Source organism: Rhizobium sp. CF122, assembly GCF_000282035.1.
Lineage (GTDB): Bacteria > Pseudomonadota > Alphaproteobacteria > Rhizobiales > Rhizobiaceae > Rhizobium.
In genome coordinates this window covers 101824-125716 of the sequence record NZ_AKKA01000087.1, presented here as the reverse complement: position 1 = coordinate 125716, position 23893 = coordinate 101824, and the positions used below count along the sequence as shown (strand labels likewise).

Here is a 23893-nt window from a genome sequence, read left to right as displayed (position 1 = left end):
GAATGACCGGCCTTGCTACATCGATCAGACGCAGCGGTTCGGCACTGCTGGGCGAGATGGTTTCCTGGCAGGCAGCAGCCAATATCCCCCGCCGAAATCGTGGGACATTCCTCGTTGTCGAAGAGCCGACCAAGCTTGTCTGCTATCGCGCCTCGAGGGCGGGACCGATCCACAAAGCCGATGGACCGCGTGACGATCTCACCTGGCTCAGCAAGGTCGTCGGAAATCAACCGGTCGAAGTGCGCCTTGGCGCCGATCGTGCGGTCGTTCGATCCCTCACGCTTCCGGCGGCCAGCAGAAATCATATCGATGCAATCATCCGTCACCAGCTCGAACAGCTTGTTCCCTGGCCTGCGGACAGGATGACGTTCGACTACGACCTGCAGGACGACGAGGCGGCAAGCCCTTCTGATCAGCTCCACCTGCGGGTCGTTGCTGTCTCCCTGTCCGCGATGCGGTCGGCAATCGACCCCTTCAGTGCCGCGGGCATCAAGCCCGTTGTCGTCGGCCTGGCGGCCGATCCGCTCGGAAAAGCCAGTGCAATCAATTTACTACCGGGCGCGAAAGCGGCGCTCACGGAGCGGCGTTCGCGCATCGCGCTCCTTTCCCTTTGCGTCTTGGCAGCCATCGGGACATTCATGATCACGGTCGGCGGCTGGCGGCTCTACCAAGAGACCCAGGAAGCCAAGCGAATCGAAGCCTCGCTCGTCAGTCTTCGCAGCACAATCGATAAAGCTCGCCAGAAGGCCGAGCAGGCGGACAGCTCCAGCGTGAAGCTCGCGCGCAAATGGGATCAGGCCCCCATGGTCGTCCTGATGGATGAGCTGTCGAAAATCATTCCGGAAACCACCTATCTGACCACACTTGATGTTGCCGATCGGGATGTGCGGATTGCAGGGTTTTCAACCGATGCTGCCAGCCTGATCAGGGTCATCGAGGACTCGGATATGCTGGAAGCGGCAAATTTCTCCGCGCCGGTCGTCCGTGATGGCGACAACGGCAAGGAGCGGTTTGAAATCCTGGCCCGTCTTGTGGGAGCGAAAACACCATGAACCGCAAAAGGGGTACCGCGAAGAACGTTAGGGCGGCCGTCATTGCGGTCCTTGCAGCTCTGCTTTTGGTTCCGGGCGCTATTGCGGCATGGAGCTTGATGGAAGCACGCCACCTGTCACAAGCAAATGCCGAACAGCAACTGTCCCTCGACGCGCTGAAAGCCAAGCTGGCAGCGCTCGAAGACAGCAGCGCAAACGATGCAGATGGAGATGGCGCCGCAATCTACCTGGCGGGCGATACTTCCGCTGTCGCTGGTGCCGAGTTGCAACGGCTGATGACTGAAATGATCAGTCAAACCGGAGCAAAGATTGCTCAGTTTGAATTCGTGGAGCCGGCGGAAGGTGCGTCCGACGACGGCACCGTCGAAATGCGCGTTCTTTTTGAGACCACGACAGAGCCGTTGCAGCAAATTCTCTTTGCCACCGAAAGCAACCGGACAGCGCTCGTCTTCAAATCCATCACTATCGAGAGCGCCGAATCGAGCGTAGACAATAAAGAGCCGCCTTCTCTGCGCGTTTCGGCCTCGGTTGAGGGCTATTGGCGAAGGAGCAAGCTGTGAACGGTCGGGCAAGACTTGGTACCGCGACAGGCGTCATCGTGCTGGCGATAGTGCAAGCGGCCTTGTCGCAATCAGAGCCGGACACAGCAGCACCATGGCTGAGCGGTGTTACACTGGACAAGCTTAAGGCGACACGGCTTCATCCGCTTTTTTCACCGCTAAGGCAGCCTCCAGTCATCGACGAGCCGATCGCCGAAGCTGCCCCTGTGGTTGCGAGTATATCGGAAGCATCTGTATCGCCGCCTCAGATGAAGCTCGTTGGAATAATTTCGGCGAGCGGAAAACGCCAGGCGCTCCTTCAGGACCCCGTAAGCGGCCAGATCCATCGCTTGAAGAGCGGCGACAGGCTTCAAAACTGGGTGGTGTCCATCGTCGATAATCGCACCGTCCAGCTCGAGAAGAATGGCCAGCACCAGGACTACCGGATGTTTGCCCCGACCCAGTAGCGCCACTCAAACCGTAACGCGCAGGACCTCCTCGATCGAGGTGATGCCCTTGCGGTATTTCGCAAAGCCATCGTCGAGCATCGTGGTCATGCCGGCGCGCACAGCTGCAGCCTGGATCTTCTGCGGATCGACGTCCTCACGGATCAGCCCGCTCAACTCGGCATCAACAGGCAGAACCTCGAAAATTCCGATGCGTCCGCGATAACCGCTCTCGCCGCAATAAGGACAGCCGACCGCTCGGAAACAAGTGTCTCCGGGGCGCGATACGAAGCCGCGGCGTGTAAGGGCGGCATGCTCAACGCCCGCGCCATCGGCCACAGGCGACCTGCAGCGTTCGCAGAGCCTCCGGACAAGCCGCTGGGCAATGACACACCTAAGGGCGGACGCAAGGAGGAAGGTTTCGACGCCAAGATCCATTAGTCGTATGATCGCGTCTGCCGCACTGTTCGTGTGTAGGGTCGTCAGCACCAGGTGGCCCGTGAGGGCCGCCTGGATGCCGATCGACGCCGTCTCGCTGTCGCGCATCTCGCCGACCATCATGATATCGGGGTCCTGGCGCAGGAAAGAGCGCATCGCATTTGCAAACGTCAGGTTGATCGACGGCTTCACCTGAGTCTGGCTGACACCGGCGATCTGATACTCGATCGGGTCTTCGATCGTCATGATCTTGCGCTCGGGACTGTTGAGGCTCGACAGCGCCGCCGTCAGCGTCGTTGTCTTGCCGCAACCGGTCGGGCCGGCAACGACGATCAGGCCATGCGGTTCGGCAACCTGCGTGCTCAAAATCGAAAAATCGCGCGGCGCCATGCCGAGGCGCGAAAGATCGAGAGCCTCGGCACCCTTGACGAGAATTCTCGCCACAAGCGCCTCCCCATGCAGCGTCGGCATCGTCGCCACACGAAAATCGGCGCGCGTGGTGTTAATCGTGATCCGCGCACGCCCATCCTGCGGCAACCGGTGCTCGGCAATGTTAAGACCCGCAAGGATCTTGATGCGCGAGACGACACCTCGTGCAATGTCGTTCGAAAGCGGCTGCATCGTCCTCAGCATACCATCGACGCGCATTCGCAACCGCACGCCATCCGGTTGCGGCTCGATATGGATGTCCGTTGCAGACAGGTTGAGCGCGGTCTCCAGCAACTGGTCGACGGCCCGAACGATCGGCGCGCCGCTGGCGAGATCATGAAGGCGATCAAGATCCTCGTCCGTGCTCTCCGGACGCGCGGCTGCTCGTTCGGTTGCCGCTAAGGCAGGTGTCCGATCCTTGGAAAGCAAGCGTTCGAAGAGCATCGCCATTTCTTCGAATGTCGCGACCCTCATTTCCACGCGTTGCCCGAGGGCTGCCAACGCGGCCTCGATGGCCTCCTCGCGCGTCGGGTCGGCTATGACAAGGATCTGCTGGCCTCTTTCGAGCGCTGGAAGGGCCCAAGCTGCACGAAGAAATCGCGGCGACAGGTCCTCGGTAAATTCGGGACGGAACTCGATCTGGTCAACGGCAGCACGAGCGAGCCCGTGAAATTCAGCAATCGCCTTGGCGAGTTGATCCCCTGAAAGAATGCCCGTCTCCCAAAGCCCGCTGTAGCTCGAAGGCGGGTCCTTGAGCATTCGCTCAAGCGACAACCGCTCGGATGGCCCGATGAGGTCATCGTTCATTGTGAGGTATCGGACAAAGTCGATCGAAGTCATTGCGGCAGCCATTTCGAGCTCTCGCCCTGGGTCTCCTGCCCACGTTCCCTGCGGTGAGCGATGAGGACAGCTTCCGCGAAGTTCAACGGCAAGTCCATGCCAACCTTTGCCGTAACGAAGAAGGCCCTAGCACGCCGCCTACCGTAAGATGTGAATAGCCGCCATTAGACGATAGTGCCCCCTCTGAAAAATGCTAGGCTCAACCACTGAAAGCTGGAGAATCAGTCGAGGGGAGATGAAACCTAGCAATACAATTGGTCGGGCAGGATTGCTTTTCGGATGGTGTCTTTTGGCCACTGGATGCGTGCTACCCGATCACGGCTCGATGGATAGTTCCAAGTCCATCCTCGGATCTGTGACCAATGCCGACCTCTCGGCTCGCTCGCCGCGTCCCGACGGGATGGCAGCAGCGAGCAATGGAGGCAGGCCCAGCTCCGTTCAGGGTGTTACCTATGTGACCCCGGGTGATGGCGTCGTTGATCCCATGCACACGGGCCAGACGCCTGCCACCGGAAACGAAGTGAACCTGAACTTCCAGGGCGCCGACCTCAAGGACGTGGTGCAGGTGATCCTTGGAGATACCCTTGGCCAGACCTATACGATCGATCCGAAGGTATCGGGCAGCGTGACGCTCTCGACCGCCCGCCCGGTGGAAAAGGGCGAGCTGCTGTCGATCCTGGAAACCCTTTTGAGCATGAACGGCGCCGATCTCGTCCGGCGCAACAACACCTACCAGATCGTCGAGGCCGGTTCGGCGGTGGCAGGTCAGGCAAGCATGAGGGGAAGCGGGCCGGGCTTCGGGCTCACGATCATTCCCGTCCGGTACATTGGCGCACAAACATTGGCCCGACTGATCGACGGTTTCGGCGCAAGGCCGGGCGCAATTCGCGTGGAAACAACGCGGAACCTCCTCGTTATCGCCGGAAGCGGCGCTGATCGTCAGGCAGCGCTGGAAACGGCAAGCGCGTTCGACGTTGACTGGATGAAGGATCAGGCCGTCGCCATTTTGCCCCTGCAGAATGCCCGCCCGGAGGCCGTCATTCCCGAGCTCGAACGCATTTTTGCAGCCAAGGGCACGGAAACCGGCGCAATTCAGTTCATGCCGATGCCTCGGCTTCGCGCGATCCTGGCCGTGTCGCAAACCCGCACGCTTGCTGAGCGTGCGCAGACCTGGGTCCGTCGGCTGGACCGGGAGAACCCTGACTTCGGCCAAAGCGTTCACGTCTACCGCGTGAAATACCGGGACGCGACGAAGATTGCCGAACTCCTGCAAAAGCTGTTTTCGAGTGGCGACGACACGGAAAACGGGGAAAAGCCGGCGGCGGGCGAAGCTTCGCCTGAGACGGCCGATGCGGCTGCTGCCCCAACAGCGGCGAGCACAGCCACCGGCGCTGGAACCGACACGGCCGAGATAGATCCTGCGCGCTTCGGTGCGCCGACATCAAATGAACTGGGTGCTGACGCCGTGCGCATTCGCGCTGACCCTTCGAACAATTCGATCGTGATCTACGGCGATCTCGAAATGCGCCAGCGGGTGCTCGGAGCGCTGACTAGGATAGATGTGCCGCAGCTGCAGGTCGCAATCAGCGTGACGATGGCCGAGGTGCGCTTGACCGACGATATGCGTTTCGGCGTCCAGTACTTCGTCAAGAGTCATCACCTTGGAGCCGGAAGCGACAACGGTTCGGTTGGGCTCTTCAACGTCCTGGCCGACAACATCGCGCGCGAAGTGCCCGGTTTCAACTTCGTTTTGGGCAGCGAAAGCAGCCCGGATATTATCATCAGCGCCTTGGATAAGGTCACCGACGTTCAGATTCTCTCGTCGCCATCCCTGGTCGTGCTAGAAAACGAGGTTGCGCGCTTTCAGGTCGGCGACCAGATCCCGATCATCACACGCACCGTCACACCGGTCGATTCGGCCGACGCGCCTGTCAGTAACGAGGTGCAATATCGCGATACCGGCATCATAATGAATGTGCGTCCACGAATTGCTGAGAACGGTGTCGTGGCGATGCGCATTGAACAGGAGATCTCCTCGTCTTCGTCGCCGGACAGCCTGACGCCGACAATTTCCAACCGGAGCATTTCCAGTTCTGTTTCCGTCGTCGACGGCCAGACCGTCCTACTCGGCGGCTTGATCAGCGAACAGGCACAGCGCGCAAAGGACGGTATCCCGGGCCTCAACCGGATGAAGGTCGTCGGCAACCTGTTCGGCAGCAAGAACCGCGCCAATACGCGGACCGAGCTCCTGATTTTGATCCGGCCGATGGTCATTCGCGACGGGCGAGACGCGCAGAGTGTTGCCCAGGAGCTGCAATCAAAGATGTGGGGCATGGGCGGGCGTAAGATCAAATAGTGCCGTGGCGAAGGACCATCATGACCGATCTGGCGGCAGTCGCTTTGGTAACACTGGCGGCACTTGCGATCGGATGGACGACACTGCCACTGCCCCGTGCGTTTCTCGCCGCAGCGCTTGCCGCCATGATGGCATCAGTCACGATCGAGGACTGGCGGAATTTCAGGGTCCGTGACTCTATGAATATCGCGTTGGCGGCGGTGGGAATCGCTGTCTTTCACCTCGGTATCGATCCTTTGGGCTCGGATGCCGTACGATCCCTTCTCACCGTCATCATAGATGCGGCGCTGACCGGGGGCGCGCTGCTGCTCGTACGGGAGGCCTATTTCAGGCTTCGTGGCATGGAGGGGCTGGGGCTCGGCGATATCAAATTGGCGGCGGCGGCGGGGATATGGGTAGGCTGGCAGCAATTTGCCTTGGTCGTCTTCTTCGCAACCCTGGCTGCGCTTCTCTTTGTCCTCGTCAGAACCAGGCGTCAGGGCCACTGGCGGGCAACGGCCCGTATTCCCTACGCGTCATTTCTGGCGCCGGCAATCTGGCTCGGCTGGTACTTGGCGCAATGGGGCGAGATCACCCTTCCTTGAAGTACACACCCGCCATTCCCTTGTTGGCTCGCTCTAGCCGCCTCTGATCGAGCCCCGCCAAACCAATTCGGCATGAAGCCGGATCGACTGCTCACTATTTTCTGGCTGGGGATGCGAAAGCCACTCGACCGCCCTGGCAGCAATCGCCGAAATCGGCTGGGCGAAGGTTGTCAGGTCATAAGAAGACCATGCGGCCTGTTCGATATCGTCGAAGCCGGCAATGCAAAGCTGCCCCGGCACCGAGATCGAGAATTGATGGCGGGCGGCATCCATGAAGCCACAAGCCAGGAGATCGGTTGCGCAGAAGACGGCATCCGGCCGCTCGGTGCGCGTCAGCATTCGCTGCGCCAGGACTTTTCCCGCCTCATAGCCCGTCCAGCCGTGGCGTTCGACGGAAACCTCCATCCCGAGCGCGGCGGCCGCTGCAACAAACCCGCGCTCTCTGGCCATCAAACTCGGTGTTCCCACTTCCGAATTGGCAAAGGCCAGCGTTCGGCATCCGGCTCTGACGAAGGCCGTAGCCACGCGTCCGCCCGCCTCGTCATCGTCAAGGTTGATCCGCAAAGGACCGGGCTGCTCGTCGTCGCGATTGATGAGGACAAGCCGCTGTCCGTTGCGCAAGCACAGTTGCACGATGGACTTGTCAGGCATGCCCGAGAGGATGATCGAGGCATCAGCGCGATAGCGGATCGCCTGACGAAGAGCGTGGTCGACACTGCCGTCCGAGCGGTCCGTATTGATCAGCATCGCGACCTTGCCGCTATTTTGGAGCAGCAACGTCACTTCGCGCAGCAGTGCAGAACGGTACGGCGTCGCGACATCGGAGACGATCAGACAGACGATGCCGCTCTCATTGCGCATGAGACCGCGCGCAAGCTCATTGACATGGTAGCCAAGCGCTTCGGCAGCTTCGAGAACGCGCCGTCGCGTTTGCGCTGAAACGCTGGCACCCGGCGTGAACGTCCGCGATACGGCGGATCGTGAAACCCCTGCCCTGTCTGCGACTTCCTGGGCGCTTACAAACACCTTTTCCGACACGCGGTTCAATCTCCGTTTGCAACAACTCTGCACATTGCTGCAACAGCGTGCAAGCACCTGGCTCAGCAGCGCCGTATGAAACTTTTATGAACAAGTGTGTTGAGCCTATCTGCGGGGCCAAACCTGCGCCTGCACGCGATTGCAACAAGAGCCAACGTGGTACCGTCGTGGCGGGAACGAAGGAAGCGCTCCGAAAAAGACGAAAGGCCAATCGATGATCCGCGTGAAAATGGTGAAGCTATTGGGCCAGTTCGCGGATCGTCAAAGGAACGATGCCGATCGCAACCATAAGCGGTCTATTTCCGACAATTGGCTGCAGACAGTAACCGGTCGGTTTTCCTCCCACACGCATGAATAAGCCTATCGGGGTATGGCCCGCCATGCAGCATACCGCAGATTACTGTCGTTCTCTCTCGCCATAAACATGACAGGATAGTGCCTCTGGACACATGTCGCATTGCGATTGGGGGCGTTCTAAATGCTGAGGATTAACATCAAGAACCGCGATTATTTGAGCGCGTACGGTGGCACCTCGAGTGTTTACAGCGCAGCCGCAACGGGCAGCGCTCTTCTCGTGAACGCAACAGTAGGTTCGTCAGTCGGCGGCGACCGGCCAATTGCCGATCTGGACGCTGTTGGCTCGGTGAGCGTCTCACTCACGGGATCCCAGACGACGACATCTCCTTTGACGAATGATGCCACAGCGCCGCAGGTGTCGCCGGCAGCAGGTGCCGTCTCTCCTCTCGACTCGCCCAGCGGTGCCGAATTCGCTTTGGGCGACGCCGCAACGTCGACAACAAGTTCTTCGACGACGGATCCACAACCGGCAACAAAGCCACGCACCGTCCTGCCTCCCGACCCCTCCACGCTCATCGCCACGACGTCTGTGGAGCCCGATTTGTCGGATGCTCCCACTGCCACGCTCACTGTCTCAGACGTGAGTGACACATCGAGTATTCCGGTCTTGAGCTTTGCGATTACAAGTATCGGAACGGCAGAGCAGGATAGTTCATCCGCGCCGGCGACCATGGCGACAACGGCCTCGGTGGCCACAGTGACGACAGTGGCTGCAGTTGTTGCTCCAGAGCAGGATAGTTCATCCGCGGTGGCCACAGTGACGACAGTGGCTCCAGTTGCTCCCGTCACGCTGAACAAGACCGCTCTCGAAAACATGAAGCAGGGCAATCCGATCAGCGAATGGGGCATTGACGGTGACGGCGGCGGCACCATCCAAGGCTTTGCAACCGAAATCAGCACCAATGTCGGCCAGACCGTCGATTTCAAGATTGCCACAGATTCGACCCACTACCGCATCGACATCTATCGCTTGGGCTATTATGGCGGCGACGGTGCGCGCAAAGTTGCCTCGATCGACAAATCGCTGACGACAGCGCAAATCCAGCCTCACCCAATCGTAGATATGTCCCTCGGTTTGATCGACTGCGGCAACTGGTCGGTATCGGCGAGCTGGCAGATCCCGGCAGACGCTGTATCAGGTGTCTATATCGCCAAGCTGGTGCGTGAGGACGGCACGGAAGACGCAAGCATCATTCCGTTCGTCGTGCGTGACGACGCCTCAACGAGCGACATCGTCTTCCAGACCTCAGACACCACCTGGCAGGCCTACAATGCCTGGGGTGGAGCAAGCCTCTACTACGGAGAGGTTCCGACTGATCCTGCAAATATGATCGGATACCTGCCTCCGAACTGCAGCTGCGGTTTGACGGCGATCGGTCGTGCATCTGCGATCAGCTACAATCGACCGATTATTACCAACACCAGCCCGATTGGCGGCACACACGACTTCATTTTCGGCGTCGAGCATTCCGCTATCCAGTGGTTGGAGCAGAATGGCTACGACGTATCCTACGTCACGGGCGTCGATGCCGCCCGAAATGGCAGCCTGCTGCTCAACCACCAGGCCTACCTGTCGGTCGGGCACGACGAATACTGGTCTGCCGAGCAGCGCGCCAATGTCGAGGCCGCACGCGACAGCGGCGTCAACCTCGCATTCTGGAGCGGCAACGAATGCTACTGGAAGGTCCGCTGGGAAAGCAGCATTGACGGCAACGGCCAAGCTTATCGGACGATGGTCTGTTACAAGGAAACCTGGGGAACCAGCACTGATCCGAGCAACATCGGCACTGGGACCTGGCGCGATCCGCGCTACGCCGACCCAGGACAGGAGCCGGAAAACTCCCTCACCGGCACCATGTTTACCGTCGACGGCTACCGTTTGGATACAATCTCCATCCCTTATGATTACTCGAACCTGCGCTTCTGGCGAAACACCGATGTCGCCAACCTCCAGCCCGGAGAAACGTACAATCTCGTGCAGAATTTGCTCGGCTACGAGTGGGATTCCGACGTCCAAAACGGGTTTCGACCGGACGGCCTGATAAACCTTTCGCTCTCCAGCGTGTCGGTCAGCAGCTATTTGCGTGACTACGGGACAACAGTTGGCGACGCCGTGGTTGAACACAGCCTGACGATGTACCGGGCAGAAAGCGGCGCATTGGTCTTTGGCGCAGGCACCGTTTTCTGGTCCTGGGGTCTGAACGACCAGCATGAGGGGGCAGCAACGCCAACAGATCCGAACGTCCAGCAGGCCATGGTCAACATGTTCGCGGACATGGGTATCCAGCCGACCACTCTGGATGCCAGCCTGATTTTGGCAACGCAGTCGACAGATACTCTAAAGCCAACATCGACGATCACCTCGCCGGTCATTGGCGCAAGCTTTGTCGAAGGACAGCATGTTACGATCACCGGCACGGCCCTGGATTTCGGTGGCGGCATCATTGCCGGCATCGAAGTTTCCACGGACGGCGGGCAACACTGGTTCAAGGCCACCGGCCGCGAGAACTGGAGCTACAGCTGGAATGTGCAGGCAAGCGGCACGTATACCATCATGTCGCGCGCAGTCGATGACAGCGTCAACATGGAAACCCCTTCCGTCGGCAAGCAGGTCACCGTCGTCCTGCCGGCGACATCAAGTCTGTGGACGCTTGCATCAAAGCCGACCGTGGAAACCGCGATCGATCGCGATCCCGTGGAGCTTGGCGTGCGCTTCCAGGCTACAACGGGCGGCTTTGTACAGGGTGTCCGTTTCTACAAGGGCTTTTATAACACTGGCGAACATGTCGTCAGTCTCTGGACCAGCACCGGAACGCTGATTGCGACCGGCGTCTCCGTCAACGAGTCACTCTCGGGTTGGCAGACCGTCATGTTCTCCAGCCCGATCGCCATTTCGGCTGGCACGACCTATGTCGCATCCTATCATAGCAACGGGTTCTTCTCCCTTACCGAGAACTATTTCGGTTCGACATACAGCAATGGAGCGCTGAAGGCCGTCGATGGTGGTGGTGTCTATGCTTACAGTACCAGTGCCGGCACCTTCCCGGGCAATAGCCCAGGAGGCTCCAACTATTGGGTTGACGTCATTTTCGACGCTGGTCCGAACAGCGTCCCGGTTGCCACCGATGACAGCGGCTTCTCTATTTCCCGCAACGGTACGCTGACGATTTCTATCGCTTCGCTTGTTGCCAACGACGTCGATCCAAACGGTGACGCGCTCACCATCTCGGCGGTCGGGAATGCCACGAACGGCACGGTCTCGCTCGATACACAGACAGGCAATGTCATCTTCACACCGAATGCGAACTACACCGGCCCGGCAAGCTTCAACTACACACTTTCTGATGGGCGCGGTGGCACCGACGAAGGCAACGTCAGTCTGACCGTCGAAGAAGGACCGGTCGGCCAGACACTGTTCCAGCCCGGCGAAGGCCCGAGTGGCGCCGGTATCCATGAAAATGCTCCGCTGGAACTGGGCATGAAGTTTACCGCCTCGACAAGCGGGACCCTCACCGGCATTCGCTTCTACAAGGCTGCCGGTGATACAGGCGCCCACACCGGCTCAATATGGGCTGCGGACGGCACGCTGATCGGCACAGTCACATTCACAAGTGAGTCCCTGAGCGGTTGGCAGACGGCCAAGTTCTCCTCGCCGATCCAGATTACGGCCGGAACGACCTACATTGCTTCCTACCATACGACGGGCAATTATGTCGCAACCACCGATTACTTTTCGACTGCCCACACCAGCGGCGCGCTGACGGCCTTGGCAAGCTCTGCCAGTGGCGGCAACGGCGTTTTCTCCTATGGGACGAACACGACGTTCCCCACATCCAGCTACCAGGCAGCGAATTACTGGGTCGACGTCGTATTCAACCAATCAACGGTCAATAGTGCGCCGGTTGCGGCCAACGACAACGGGTTCACCACCTATTCGAACACGGTCCTGTCAATCGCGGCGGCAAGTCTGCTTGCCAATGACACGGACCCTGACGGCGATGGGCTGACGATCACGGGGGCGAATGGCGCAACAAATGGCACTGTGGCATTTGATAGCCAAACCAACTCCGTCGTCTTCACACCGACGACAGATTACGTAGGCGCGGCAAGCTTCAGCTACTCGATTTCCGACGGTCGCGGTGGAACGTCGACAGCCACTGTTTCACTCAACGTCGGAGCCCAAGCCAGCGGTGCGGGCCTATTTGCCACCACGGACACACCAAGTACTGCCGCCGAGAACGATTCCTCCTCCGTTGAATTGGGCGTCAAGTTCGTGGCATCTGCACGCGGCGAAATCACCGGCTTGCGCTACTATAAGAGTGCTCAGGACGTCGGCACCCATATCGGCTCACTCTGGAGCAGCACCGGCCAACTTCTCGCGACGGCAACCTTCACCAACGAAACGGCAAGCGGCTGGCAGACCGTCACCTTCTCGCAGCCGGTTAGCATTTCTGTAGACGTGACCTATGTCGCAAGCTATCATTCGAATGGCTTTTATGCAGCGACGCCCAACTACTTCACGACGAGCCATAGCAACGGTGTGTTGACAGCGCCGTCCAGTTCGGAAAGCGGCGGAAATGGCGTCTACGGATACGGAAGCGGCAGCCTGTTTCCAACCGCGACCTACAATTCGGCCAACTACTGGGTCGACGTCCTCTATCAACAGTCGTCACAAAACACTGCGCCGGTTGCCGTCAATGACAATGGAATTTCCACGGGGGTTGGAACGCCGGTCGTCATCCAGGCATCAAGCCTCATTGCCAATGACAGCGATCCTGACGGGGATCAGATCTCGGTTGCCAGCGTTGCCAACGCGATCAATGGTACGGTGGCTTTCGACAGCCAATCCGGCGCGATCACCTTCACCCCCCTGGCCGGGTACTCCGGTGCAGCCAGCTTTGACTACACGATCAAGGATTCTCAAGGCCAGACCTCAACGGCCAATGTCGCGGTTAGCGTGACCAACCAGGGTCCCGAGCAAAATGTCTTTGCCGCCGGCACGACCCCCGCAATCAGCTCGGTCAACGACAGCAGCCCGGTCAATCTCGGCATGAAGTTCCAATCGGATGCAGCCGGCTGGATCACCGGTATTCGCTTCTACAAGAGCGAGGAAAATACCGGACCCCATACGGGCTATCTGTGGACGGCAAGCGGCACATTGCTTGCAAGCGCGACCTTCACCAACGAGAGCGCAAGCGGTTGGCAGTCCGTCAATCTCTCGCAACAGGTCGCAATCGATGCCGGTACGACATACGTCGTCTCCTACAGCACCAACGGCAACTATTCGGCAACAGGCAACTACTTCGCTGACAGCACGACAAACGGCAACCTGCAGGCCATGTCGTCAGCGCTCAGTGGTGGCAACGGCGTCTATGGCTACGGCTCCAGCGGGCTGTTCCCGACAAGTACATTCAACAGCACCAACTACTATGTGGACGTGGCATTCAGGCAGCAGCTCGCAGCGTAACAGCGGGTGGGGGAGTATCAATGACAGGTGGCGACAAGCGCCTCCCAGTAACGGTTTTGGCGGGTTTCCTCGGCGCGGGAAAAACAACCATCCTCAACCATGTATTGCGTAACCGGGAGGGTCGCCGGGTCGCTGTCATCGTCAACGACATGAGCGAGATCAACATCGATGCCGAGCTCGTTCGTGATGGCGGCGCCAACCTCTCGCACACCAATGAAACGCTGGTTGAATTCACCAATGGGTGCATCTGTTGCACGCTGCGCGACGATCTCTTGAGCGAGGTGCGTCGGCTTGCTGCCGATGATCGCTTCGACTACCTGCTGATCGAGGGCACCGGGATCGCCGAACCTCTGCCGATCGCCGCCACATTTTCCTTCCGCGACGAAAATGGCAGTGCGCTCTGCGACGTCGCGCGGCTGGATACGATGGTTTCCGTCGTCGACGCGGCAAACCTCCTGGCGGATTACTCGAGCGCAGATTTCCTCAGTGATCGCGGTGAAACTCGTGACACCGATGACGAACGAATACTCGTCGATCTCCTCGTGGAACAGATCGAGTTTGCCGATGTCGTTGTGATCAACAAGGTCTCGGAGGTCAGTTTAGAAACACGCGCGATGGTGCACCAGATCGTTGCCGCGCTTAATCCCGATGCCCGTGTCATCGAGACGGACTTCGGCGATCTGCCGCTTTCCACCATTCTGGATACCGGTCTTTTCAGCGAGGCGAAGTCTGCTCGTCACCCGTACTGGCACAAGGAGCTCTACGGTTGGGGCAATCATGTCCCAGAAACCGAAGAGTACGGTATTTCGAGCTTCGTCTATCGCGCACGCCGCCCCTTCGACCCGGCTGCACTCGATCGCTTTCTCGCGCAGCAGTGGCCGGGCCTCATCCGCGCCAAGGGGCACTTCTGGCTGGCAACACGACCGAACGAAATCGGCCTGCTTTCCATCGCCGGCACACAGCGGCGCACCGACACAAAGGGCTTCTGGTGGGCGAGCGTGTCAAAGGCACATTGGCCACGTTATCCGCAATTCCGCCAGCTGCTCGACCGCCATTGGGACGCAGTCTGGGGCGATCGCCGCCAGGAACTCGTGTTCATTGGCGCGGGCTTCGATCAGCAGGCAATCAGCGCCGCGCTCGACGACTGCCTGATCGGAGAAGAGGCAAGCTTTGACCCCGATCTCGGCAGAGGTCTCACGGATCCGTTCCCGGCCTGGCAACACGCGCAGCATCACCATCCATGATCACTCATCAAAACGAGGAGACGACAATGAGCAATGAACTCTATGCAGACGGAATTGGCGAAATCACCATCACCGGCACCATCGTGCGCATCGATCTGATGTCGCTGTCGGCCACCGAGCGCGATGCGAGCAACAACCCGAAGCCCGTCTTCCGCCAGCGCATCATCATGCCGGTCGACGCTTTTGCAAACGCAGTCGACCTGATGCAGAAGGCACTGGGTGGATTGGTCGAGGCCGGTGCCGTGCGCCGTATCAACGATCAGCCATCAAGCCCGAAGGCTGAAATCATCCAACCGTCGGGTAGCGCGGTAAACGCCTCACCCAATTTCAACTGACCAAAAAGTTCCTCTTCAACGCAGACACTCGGGTGGGCCATGAGTACATTTTTGCACACCAATCTACACTGCCTTGCACTCGTCGCGCGCCATCACGGCGTCGATCTGTCCCCCGAGCGCCTACAGCACGACTATGCTGTCGACGAGCGGCCGGTCGAAGTCCGGCAACTGCTGCGCATGGCCAAGGATGCTGGACTGCGCGCACGGCAGATCAGCCTCTCCTGGACTGCGCTGCTCCAGTTGGGGGAGGCCTTCCCGGTTCTAGCGGAACTCGAAAACGGCAACTGGGTGGTCATTGCCGGCCCCGCCATGGGTGAGGAGGAGGCCAAGATCAGGGTTCTCGACCCCCTGGCCGTGCGCCCTGACTTCATTCTCCTGAACGAGGAGCAGTTCACCAGATCCTGGTGTGGATCCGTGGTGATGCTGAAGCGAAACTTCAGTCTCAATGATGCCGACCAGCCCTTCGGCTTCCGCTGGTTCATTCCCGAGATCATCAAACAGCGCAGCTTCTTCCGCGATGTTGCCCTTGCCGCCATCGTCCTCTACGGCCTTGGCCTGATGACCCCGATCTTCTTCCAGCTCGTCATCGACAAGGTGCTGGTTCATCAAAGCTATGCAACGCTGACGGTCCTGACCATTGGCATCGCCATCGCCCTTGTCTTCGATGCTGCCTTCAGCTTCCTGCGCCGCTACCTGTTGCTCTATGCCACGAACAGGATCGATATCCGTATTGCAACCCGCACCTTCGGGCATCTGCTCAATCTTCCAATCGCTTTGTTCGAGCAGGCATCTGCAGGTGTTCTCGTCAAGCACATGCAGCAAACCGGCAGGATTCGCGAGTTTCTGACAGGCCGCCTCTTCCTGACGCTCCTCGACGGCGTTTCCTTGCTGGTCTTCATTCCGATCCTGCTTCTCTACAGCGTGAAGCTGACGCTCGTCGTCATCGGCTTTGCCGCGCTTGTCGGTCTCGTCGTCATGCTTCTTGTCGGCCCATTCCAGCGCCGTCTCCAGGCGCTCTACAAGGCTGAAGGCGACCGGCAGGCCCTGCTCGTTGAAACCGTTCACGGCATGCGGACCGTCAAGTCGCTGGCGCTTGAACCGCGCCAGCGTCGCGCCTGGGATGACTATTCGGCGCAATCGATATCCGTGCGGTTCCGTGTCGAGAAAATCTCCACCGTCGCTCAGTCGATGACCGGGCTTCTCGAGAAACTGATGAGCGTCGCCATTATCGGGCTCGGTGCCCTTGACGTCTTCAGCGGCGCCATGACGATTGGCGCGCTGGTTGCATTCAACATGCTGGCTGGGCGGGTCTCGGGTCCGCTTGTCCAGATCGTCACGATGGTGCATGAGTACCAGGAGGTTGCGCTTTCGGTGCGTATGCTGGGCGAGATCATGAACCAGCGTCCGGAACAAGCCGGTCGCGGTCGCGGCATCCGCCCGCATCTCAGAGGCAACATCGAATTCGACAAGGTAACGTTCCGCTATGGGCCGGATGGGCCCCCTGCGCTCGACGACGTCTCCTTCAGTATTCCCGCCGGCTCGGTATTTGGCGTCGTTGGCAAGAGCGGTTCTGGCAAAACCACGATCACTCGCCTGATCCAGGGTCTTTATCAGAACCAGCAGGGCATCGTTCGAATGGATGGTTATGACAGTCGGGAGATCGACCTCGTGCATCTGAGAACGAGTACTGGCGTCGTGCTCCAGGACAACTTCCTGTTTCGTGGCACCGTTCGCGAGAACATCGCGGCAGCAAAGCCCGATGCAAGCATCGAGGAGATCATGGAGGTCGCGCGTATTGCCGGCGCCGAGGAGTTCATCGAACGGCTTCCGCGTGGTTTCGACACAATGCTGGAGGAAAACGCCTCGAACCTGTCCGGCGGGCAGAGGCAACGCCTGGCCATAGCCCGCGCACTCATCACCGATCCGAAACTCCTGATCCTGGATGAGGCCACCAGCGCGCTTGACCCCGACAGCGAGACGATCATCCGCCAGAACCTCAGCCAGATTGCGGCCGGGCGAACGGTGGTCATCGTTTCGCACCGCCTCTCCACGCTTGTCGATGCCGATGCCATCCTCGTCGTCGAACGGGGCAAGATCGCCGATATCGGCAGGCATGATCAACTCGTGACGCGCTGCATGACATACCGTCACCTGTGGTCTCAGCAGATGAGGCAGGTAGCATGAACGCGCGCGCTGAAAAACCAAAGGAGAACCTGCCTGTTCCGACGGCGGCCCAAGTCACGCAACCAGCCCTCAGGCGCTCGTTTCCAGCTGCAATCGCAGAGTTCCAGTCAGATGCTGTGGAACTTGAAGAGCGCGCGCCGCCAAGGGTCGCCCGCATGACGCTCTACGGCATTACTGCGCTGATTACCGCGGCAATCGTCTGGGCGTCGGTATCGTCGATCGATGAGGTCGTCGTCGCACCCGGCAAGCTGATTACGACCCAGCCGACCATCGTGGTGCAGCCGCTGGAGACATCGATCATCCGGACAATCAATGTCACCGCCGGGGAGATCGTGGAAAAAGGTCAGGTGCTTGCTACGCTCGATGCGACGTTCAGCCAGTCTGACGTCGATCAGCAACGAGCCAAATTCGTAGCCCTCGACGCCCAGGTAAAACGCCTGGAAGCCGAGCTTGACGGCACGGACTACACCAAGACTGCCGGCTTGTCGCGCGACGAACTGCTTCAGATGCAGTTGTTTGGGCAGCGCCGCGCCTATCATGCGGCGCAGTTGCAGAACTACGATCAGCAAATTGCGGCCCAGGCGGCGACGATTGCCTCAAGCCGGAACCAGGAGGCAGTCCTTGCCAATCGACGCGAAACGCTGTCGCAGATCGAAGGCGCCAGAGAACGGCTATATGATCGCGAGAGCGGATCTTTGATAACACTCCTGGGATCGCGTGACGCCCGTCTTGACGTTGAGACCAGCCTTACGGCTGTCCGGGGCAAGGCCGATGAAGCCGAGCATACCTTCGCCAAGCTCAAGGCGGATCGACAGGCATTCATTGAAGACTTCCGACGCGCCGCCATGGAGCAGCTTGTAGATCTGCGTAGCCAGCGCGACACTGCCGCCGAGGAACTGAAGAAGATGGAACTCCGGCGCGACATGGTGGTACTAACGGCACCAGCCAATGCCGTCGTGCTCGACTTGGCGGCGCGCTCGGTCGGCTCGGTGGTTCGAGAGGCCGAGCCCATCGTGACGCTGGTTCCTCTCAATGTACCGCTGGAGGCCGAGGTCTCGGTCAATACGCGCGACATTGGCCGCATCACCACGGGCAAGGAAGCGCGGATCAAGTTCGATGCCTATCCGTTCCAAAAATTCGGTACCGCGTCGGGAACGGTTCGAACGGTGAGCCGTGACGCGTTCACGCCGTCTCAGCAAGAGGCAGCGACTCAAACGACCGCGCCTTACTTCAAGGCACGTATCCCGTTGGCGGATCCAAGGCTGAAAGGCTCAGACGAGCCCGTGCGACTTTTGCCCGGTATGACCGTTTCAGCCGAGATCATGGTCGGTCATCGCACCGTCATCTCATACTTCCTCTATCCCATCCTGCGAGGACTGGATAGCGCAATTCGGGAGCCGTGATACGAAGAGAGGCACCATCGGTGCCTCTCGAACAACGGCTGCATCGCGATTTCGCCCCCCACGACGCGGTGGGGGTGCGGCAGCCTGCTGAATATGATAGATCGCACCCTCACCATCCAAGGAGGAGCCGGTGACGGCAGCGACCAACCAGGCAGATGTCCAGGCCAGCGAACTGATCCGACGGATTCTTGCCGAAAGCCCGCTTAAGGCAGCGGGCTTTATCGTGACAATCTACGGCGATGTCGTCGAGCCGCGTGGCGGCATCGCATGGATCGGCAACCTGATCGAGACCTGCGCAGAAGTCGGCATCAGCGAAACGCTCGTGCGCACTGCCGTCTCTCGGCTTGTCGCCGCCGGCCAGCTCTCCGGAGAAAGAGAGGGTCGACGCAGCTATTACCGGCTGTCGCGTTCGGCCGGCAGCGAGTTCGCGGCCGCCGCACGCGTGCTTTTCGGCGTTCCCGAAGAGAGCGGATGGCAGTTCGTTCAGGTGATGGGACCGGCCGTCGAAGAGGCCATGCAGTCGCTCAGGCGTGCCGGCCATGCGCGTCTCAACACCCGCCTTGCAGTTGGTCCTGCAAGGCCGATGGCAGCCGCAATTCCTGCCTTGATTTTCCGCGCAGACGTCCCGCAGGACCACAATGCCTTGCAGGCGTTTGCCTCCGAATATTGGGATCTTGCAGGTCATGCGGAGGCATACGAAACATTCCTGACGCAGTTCCGCGTCCTATCCGATTCGCCCAGCGCCCCCGGTTTTTCGCCCGCGATGGCGCTGACGATCCGGCTCCTCCTCGTGCATCGCTTTCGCACAGTTCATCTGCACGATCCAAGGCTGCCAGCCGCTGCACTTCCCGACAACTGGCCAGGCAAAGCGGCTCGGCAGCTGTTTGCACAGCTTTATCGACGGCTCTCACCGGCAACTGATGCGTTCGTAGCCCACACCTTTGTGACAGCCTCCGGCCCCCTTGCCGCTTCAACCCCCACAACAGACTTTCGCCTCGAGATGCTAGCCCACGAGGCCATTTAGCCCTCCGTTCCTGAGGCTTTTCAGGTCGGTGCGCGTCTTTTGTGCTAGAATTTTCCTCGTTAACATTAAACATCACACATCTATGCAAATAATCCATTGATCTGTGACATATCGCATGATAAATACATGACCGATCGGTCGGTTAATCAATACTAGATTGATCGGTATTGTGGGAGCAGGAGGAAGTCGCGCATGTCGGAAGCGTTCATCTGTGATGCCGTTCGCACACCTATCGGCCGCTATGGCGGTGCGCTTGCTGCGGTTCGCGCAGACGATCTGGCAGCCCTCCCCCTCACTGCGCTGATGGAACGTAACCCTGAGGTCGACTGGAGCAAGGTCGACGATCTCATCTATGGCTGCGCCAACCAGGCTGGCGAAGACAATCGCAATGTAGCCCGCATGGCCGTGCTGCTTTCGGGCATGCCGATCACCATTCCCGCGACCACCGTCAACCGCCTGTGCGGCTCCGGCATGGATGCCGTCGGCATGGCGGCAAGGGCGATCCGCGCCGGCGACTGTGACCTCGTGATCGCCGGTGGCGTCGAGAGCATGAGCCGGGCGCCTTTTGTCATGCCGAAGGCAGACAGCGCTTTTTCGCGTGCCAATGCCGTCTACGACACGACGATCGGCTGGCGCTTCGTCAATTCGAAGATGAAGGCTGAGTTCGGCGTCGATTCGATGCCGCAGACCGCCGACAATGTGGCGGCCGATTTTGGCGTCACCCGCGCCGATCAGGACGCGTTCGCGGCCCGCAGTCAGGCCCGCTGGGCGGCGGCCCAGGAAGCCGGCCTGTTCGTTGACGAATTGGTCAGCGTCAAGGTTCCGCAGAGAAGAGGCGATCCTGTTGTCGTCGACCGCGACGAGCATCCGCGCCCCGGTACGACCGTCGATCAGCTTTCCAAGCTCAAGGGCGTCAATGGCCCGGACCTCAGCGTCACCGCTGGCAACGCCTCGGGCGTCAACGATGGTGCTGCGGCCCTTGTCGTCGCAAGCGAGGCGGCCGCGAAGGCGCAAGGTCTGACACCGAGGGCCCGCATCGTCGCAATGGCGGCGGCCGGTGTCGAGCCGCGGATCATGGGCGTTGGTCCAGCACCGGCCGCCCGGCGTGTGCTCGAACGCGCAGGACTGACCATCGGCCAGATGGATGTGATCGAACTGAACGAGGCATTTGCCGCCCAGGCGCTCGCCGTGCTGCGCGATCTGGACCTTCGCGACGATGCACCCCATGTCAATCCGAATGGCGGCGCTATTGCGATGGGCCATCCGCTGGGCATGAGCGGCGCCCGATTGGTCACGACGGCAACCTACCAATTGCACCGTCAGGGCGGTCGCTATGCGCTTTGCACCATGTGCATCGGCGTCGGCCAGGGCATCGCAATCATTCTCGAGCGCGTCTGACGCGCGAAGGCAAGGGAGACGAACCATGTACGCACAGATGGTCAAAACCGACAGCGCCCGCGTCAAAACGCTTGATGAGATGGATCCGGTCGAACGTGCCTTTCAGGAGCGCATCGATGCTGGCCAGAAGATCGAGCCGAAGGAATGGATGCCGGAAGGCTATCGCAAGACGCTGATGCGCCAGATCAGTCAGCATGCGCATTCCGAAATCGTCGGCCAGCTGCCGGAAGGCAACTGGATCACCCGCGCCCCGACGCTGGAGCGCAAGGCGATATTGCTCGCCAAGGTGCAGGACGAGGCCGGCCACGGTCTTTACCTCTACTGTGCCGCCGAAACGCTCGGCATCAGCCGGGACGAGATGTATGAGCAACTGCATAGCGGCAAGGCGAAATACTCCTCGATCTTCAACTACCCGACGCTGAGCTGGGCCGACATCGGCGCGATCGGTTGGCTGGTTGATGGTGCGGCGATCATGAACCAGGTGCCGCTGCAGCGCTGTTCCTACGGGCCTTATGCCCGCGCCATGGTCCGCATCTGCAAGGAAGAAAGCTTCCATCAGCGGCAGGGCTTCGACATTCTGATGAAGATGGTGAAGGGCACGCCCGCCCAGAAGGAAATGGTCCAGGACGCGCTGAATCGCTGGTGGTGGCCGTCGCTGATGATGTTTGGTCCCTCTGACGACGCATCAGTGCATTCGGCCCAGTCGATGTCCTGGAAGATCAAGCAGAACTCCAATGACGAGCTGCGCCAGAAGTTTGTCGACCAGACAGTCCCGCAAGCCGAATACCTCGGCCTGACGGTACCGGATCCGGATTTGAAGTGGAACGAGGAAAAGGGCGGCTATGATTTCGGCGAGCCTGACTGGACCGAGTTCTTCGCCGTCATCGCCGGCAACGGCCCGTGCAATGTCGAGCGCCTCAGCGCCCGACAGAAGGCGTGGCACGACGGTGCCTGGTTCCGCGATGGTCTCGTTGCCCATGCCGAGAAGATGGCGTCGCGCCACGCCGCAGCGCGGACCGCCGCCGAGTAAATCAAGGCGCCGGCAGGGCCCCGCTCTGAGCAGTTGCTATCGTAACAAGTACGCGATTTTCGGGCCTTCGGCCGAGGAGTCGCAAGCAGGAGAAACACCGATGTCCAGCGAATGGCCCCTTTGGGAAGTTTTCATCCGCGGCCAGCACGGCCTCAATCACCGGCATGTTGGCAGCCTTCATGCACCCGATGCCGAGATGGCCGTCAACAACGCCCGCGACGTCTACACCCGTCGAAACGAGGGAGTGAGCATCTGGGTGGTCCGGTCCAACGATATCACGGCAAGCGCACCGTCGGACAAGGGCCCGCTGTTCGATCCGTCGAACTCCAAGGTCTATCGCCATCCGACGTTCTTCGACATTCCCGATGAAGTGGGGCATATGTGATGAGCGCCATCTCCAATACGACCGTCAGCCCGACGGCACTCTTTGAGTTCCTGACGCGGATCGGCGACAACACCCTGATCCTCGGTCATCGCGTATCCGAGTGGTGCGGGCATGCGCCGGCACTCGAAGAGGACATTGCTCTCTCCAACACCGCGCTTGATCTGATCGGACAGACCCAGCTCTGGCTCGGCCTTGCCGGCGAGATCGAAGGTAGGGGGCGCAGTGCCGACAATCTTGCCTATCTGCGCGATACCCGCGATTTCCGCAACGTCCTGCTCGTCGAGCGCCCAAACGGTGATTTCGCAAAGACGCTGATGCGTCAATTCCTGTTCGACGCCTGGCATTTCCTGACGCTGAAGGCACTGTGCGCCTCGACCGACAAGCGCATCGCCGACATCGCCGAAAAAACCTCGAAGGAAGTTGCCTACCATCTCGATCGCAGCCGCGATCTGATCATCCGTCTTGGCGACGGCACCGCCGAAAGCCACCGGCGAATGCAGGAGGCGCTTGACGATCTGTGGGCTTATACCGGCGAGCTTTTCGTGGGCGACGCCTCAGATGCCGAGCTTGCTGCGGCCGGCATTGCACCGGAACCCGAAAGCCTCAAGGCCGCGTGGGACGAGCTGGTTGATGACGCGCTTTCAGAAGCGACGCTGAAGAAGCCGGCCGACGGCTTTATGCATAAGGGCGGCAAGCGCGGCGTTCATACAGAGCACATGGGCTTCATCCTCGCTGAACTGCAGTTCCTGCAGCGCGCCTATCCGGGCGCGAACTGGTAACCGGAAGGAGGCGGTTATGATAGCCGAGACTTTGCCTTCGATCGCCGATGTCTGGCAATGGCTTGAGGAAGTCCCGGATCCGGAAATCCCGGTGATCTCGCTTGTCGATCTCGGCATCATCCGTGGTGTCGCCTGGAAGGAGGACACACTGGTCGTGACAGTGACGCCGACCTATTCCGGCTGCCCGGCAACTGCGATCATCAACCTCGATATCGAGCAGGCACTCAAGGAAAAGGGGATCGACAAGCTGCGGCTGGAACGCCAGCTTTCGCCTGCCTGGACAACCGACTGGATCAGCCCGGCGGGTCGCGACAAGCTGCGCACCTACGGCATTGCCCCGCCGGTGGACGGCACCGCGATAGATGGCATTCTGCGCCAGCGTATCGACCGGCTGTCCGGCCGCTCCAATCTGACAATCGCCTGTCCGCGCTGCGGATCGACGAACACGGAAAAGATCAGCCAGTTCGGCTCGACGCCCTGCAAGGCGAGCTATCGCTGCACCGACTGTCTTGAACCATTCGACTACTTCAAGTGCATCTGACCCTTTTGCCCAGTGAGGTCCGCA

19 protein-coding genes are annotated in these 23893 nt (G+C 60.0%); 16 read left to right on the top strand and 3 right to left on the bottom strand.

The window, feature by feature from the left end; translation table 11 throughout:
• Window positions 1-2: 2 nt before the first annotated feature.
• The 3 genes from PMI09_RS22875 to PMI09_RS22865 are packed head-to-tail and all read left to right on the top strand — an operon-like array spanning window position 3 to window position 2058.
• Complete coding sequence (locus PMI09_RS22875; protein ID WP_007800034.1) at window positions 3-1052, top strand: PilN domain-containing protein; 1050 nt, start codon at window positions 3-5, stop codon at window positions 1050-1052.
• Window positions 1049-1612 (top strand): type II secretion system protein GspM, encoded by a 564-nt coding sequence (gene gspM / locus PMI09_RS22870; protein ID WP_007800032.1) that lies wholly within the window; start codon window positions 1049-1051, stop codon window positions 1610-1612. Before PMI09_RS22875 ends, gspM begins: the two co-directional genes overlap by 4 nt.
• Complete coding sequence (locus tag PMI09_RS22865) at window positions 1609-2058, top strand: hypothetical protein (protein ID WP_007800030.1); 450 nt, start codon at window positions 1609-1611, stop codon at window positions 2056-2058. The genes gspM and PMI09_RS22865 overlap by 4 nt, the downstream gene beginning before the upstream one ends.
• A gap of 6 nt (window positions 2059-2064) precedes the next feature.
• Here PMI09_RS22865 and PMI09_RS22860 read toward each other — a convergent pair whose 3' ends face one another.
• The gene (locus PMI09_RS22860) at window positions 2065-3711 is read right to left on the bottom strand and encodes a GspE/PulE family protein (RefSeq protein WP_244423807.1); all 1647 of its coding nucleotides are present in this window, start codon (window positions 3709-3711) and stop codon (window positions 2065-2067) included.
• 358 nt (window positions 3712-4069) lie between these two features.
• On the opposite strand from PMI09_RS22860, the gene gspD reads away from it, so the two are divergent.
• On the top strand, window positions 4070-6100 hold the full coding sequence (gene gspD / locus PMI09_RS22855; protein WP_037083831.1) for a type II secretion system secretin GspD: 2031 nt from the start codon (window positions 4070-4072) through the stop codon (window positions 6098-6100).
• A gap of 20 nt (window positions 6101-6120) precedes the next feature.
• Window positions 6121-6684, top strand: coding sequence for a prepilin peptidase (locus tag PMI09_RS22850; protein ID WP_007800019.1), 564 nt, complete (start codon window positions 6121-6123; stop codon window positions 6682-6684).
• A gap of 33 nt (window positions 6685-6717) precedes the next feature.
• Here PMI09_RS22850 and PMI09_RS22845 read toward each other — a convergent pair whose 3' ends face one another.
• Window positions 6718-7722, bottom strand: a complete 1005-nt coding sequence (locus PMI09_RS22845; RefSeq protein WP_007800016.1) for a LacI family DNA-binding transcriptional regulator — start codon at window positions 7720-7722, stop codon at window positions 6718-6720.
• Window positions 7723-8262: 540 nt separating this feature from the next.
• Window positions 8263-8877: a hypothetical protein gene (locus tag PMI09_RS32325; protein WP_244423806.1), complete on the bottom strand. Its 615-nt coding sequence runs from the start codon at window positions 8875-8877 to the stop codon at window positions 8263-8265.
• Here PMI09_RS32325 and PMI09_RS22840 point away from each other — a divergent pair.
• The 11 genes from PMI09_RS22840 to paaD all read left to right on the top strand — a co-directional run bounded on the left by PMI09_RS22840 (window position 8837) and on the right by paaD (window position 23869).
• Window positions 8837-13546, top strand: coding sequence for a DUF4082 domain-containing protein (locus PMI09_RS22840; RefSeq protein WP_338009972.1), 4710 nt, complete (start codon window positions 8837-8839; stop codon window positions 13544-13546). The two genes, PMI09_RS32325 and PMI09_RS22840, sit on opposite strands and share 41 nt — an antisense overlap.
• Before the next feature lie 20 nt (window positions 13547-13566).
• Window positions 13567-14790 (top strand): GTP-binding protein, encoded by a 1224-nt coding sequence (locus PMI09_RS22835; RefSeq protein ID WP_007800010.1) that lies wholly within the window; start codon window positions 13567-13569, stop codon window positions 14788-14790.
• A gap of 26 nt (window positions 14791-14816) precedes the next feature.
• Window positions 14817-15125 carry a hypothetical protein gene (locus PMI09_RS22830; RefSeq protein ID WP_007800008.1) on the top strand — a complete coding sequence of 103 codons (309 nt, stop codon included), beginning with the start codon at window positions 14817-14819 and terminating at the stop codon, window positions 15123-15125.
• A 39-nt stretch (window positions 15126-15164) separates the two neighbouring features.
• Window positions 15165-17309: a peptidase domain-containing ABC transporter gene (locus tag PMI09_RS22825; RefSeq protein WP_007800006.1), complete on the top strand. Its 2145-nt coding sequence runs from the start codon at window positions 15165-15167 to the stop codon at window positions 17307-17309.
• Window positions 17306-18712, top strand: coding sequence for an HlyD family type I secretion periplasmic adaptor subunit (locus PMI09_RS22820; protein WP_007800004.1), 1407 nt, complete (start codon window positions 17306-17308; stop codon window positions 18710-18712). The genes PMI09_RS22825 and PMI09_RS22820 overlap by 4 nt, the downstream gene beginning before the upstream one ends.
• A 130-nt stretch (window positions 18713-18842) precedes the next feature.
• Window positions 18843-19736 (top strand): PaaX family transcriptional regulator C-terminal domain-containing protein, encoded by an 894-nt coding sequence (locus tag PMI09_RS22815; RefSeq protein WP_007800000.1) that lies wholly within the window; start codon window positions 18843-18845, stop codon window positions 19734-19736.
• A 192-nt stretch (window positions 19737-19928) separates the two neighbouring features.
• On the top strand, window positions 19929-21134 hold the full coding sequence (gene pcaF, locus PMI09_RS22810) for a 3-oxoadipyl-CoA thiolase (protein WP_007799998.1): 1206 nt from the start codon (window positions 19929-19931) through the stop codon (window positions 21132-21134).
• A 25-nt stretch (window positions 21135-21159) separates the two neighbouring features.
• Window positions 21160-22164 carry a 1,2-phenylacetyl-CoA epoxidase subunit PaaA gene (gene paaA, locus PMI09_RS22805; RefSeq protein ID WP_007799997.1) on the top strand — a complete coding sequence of 335 codons (1005 nt, stop codon included), beginning with the start codon at window positions 21160-21162 and terminating at the stop codon, window positions 22162-22164.
• Window positions 22165-22264: 100 nt separating this feature from the next.
• On the top strand, window positions 22265-22549 hold the full coding sequence (paaB, locus tag PMI09_RS22800) for a 1,2-phenylacetyl-CoA epoxidase subunit PaaB (protein ID WP_007799995.1): 285 nt from the start codon (window positions 22265-22267) through the stop codon (window positions 22547-22549).
• The gene (gene paaC / locus PMI09_RS22795) at window positions 22549-23328 is read left to right on the top strand and encodes a 1,2-phenylacetyl-CoA epoxidase subunit PaaC (protein ID WP_007799993.1); all 780 of its coding nucleotides are present in this window, start codon (window positions 22549-22551) and stop codon (window positions 23326-23328) included. Before paaB ends, paaC begins: the two co-directional genes overlap by 1 nt.
• Window positions 23329-23344: 16 nt before the next feature.
• Window positions 23345-23869, top strand: coding sequence for a 1,2-phenylacetyl-CoA epoxidase subunit PaaD (paaD, locus tag PMI09_RS22790; RefSeq protein WP_007799991.1), 525 nt, complete (start codon window positions 23345-23347; stop codon window positions 23867-23869).
• The last annotated feature ends 24 nt before the right edge of the window (window positions 23870-23893 follow it).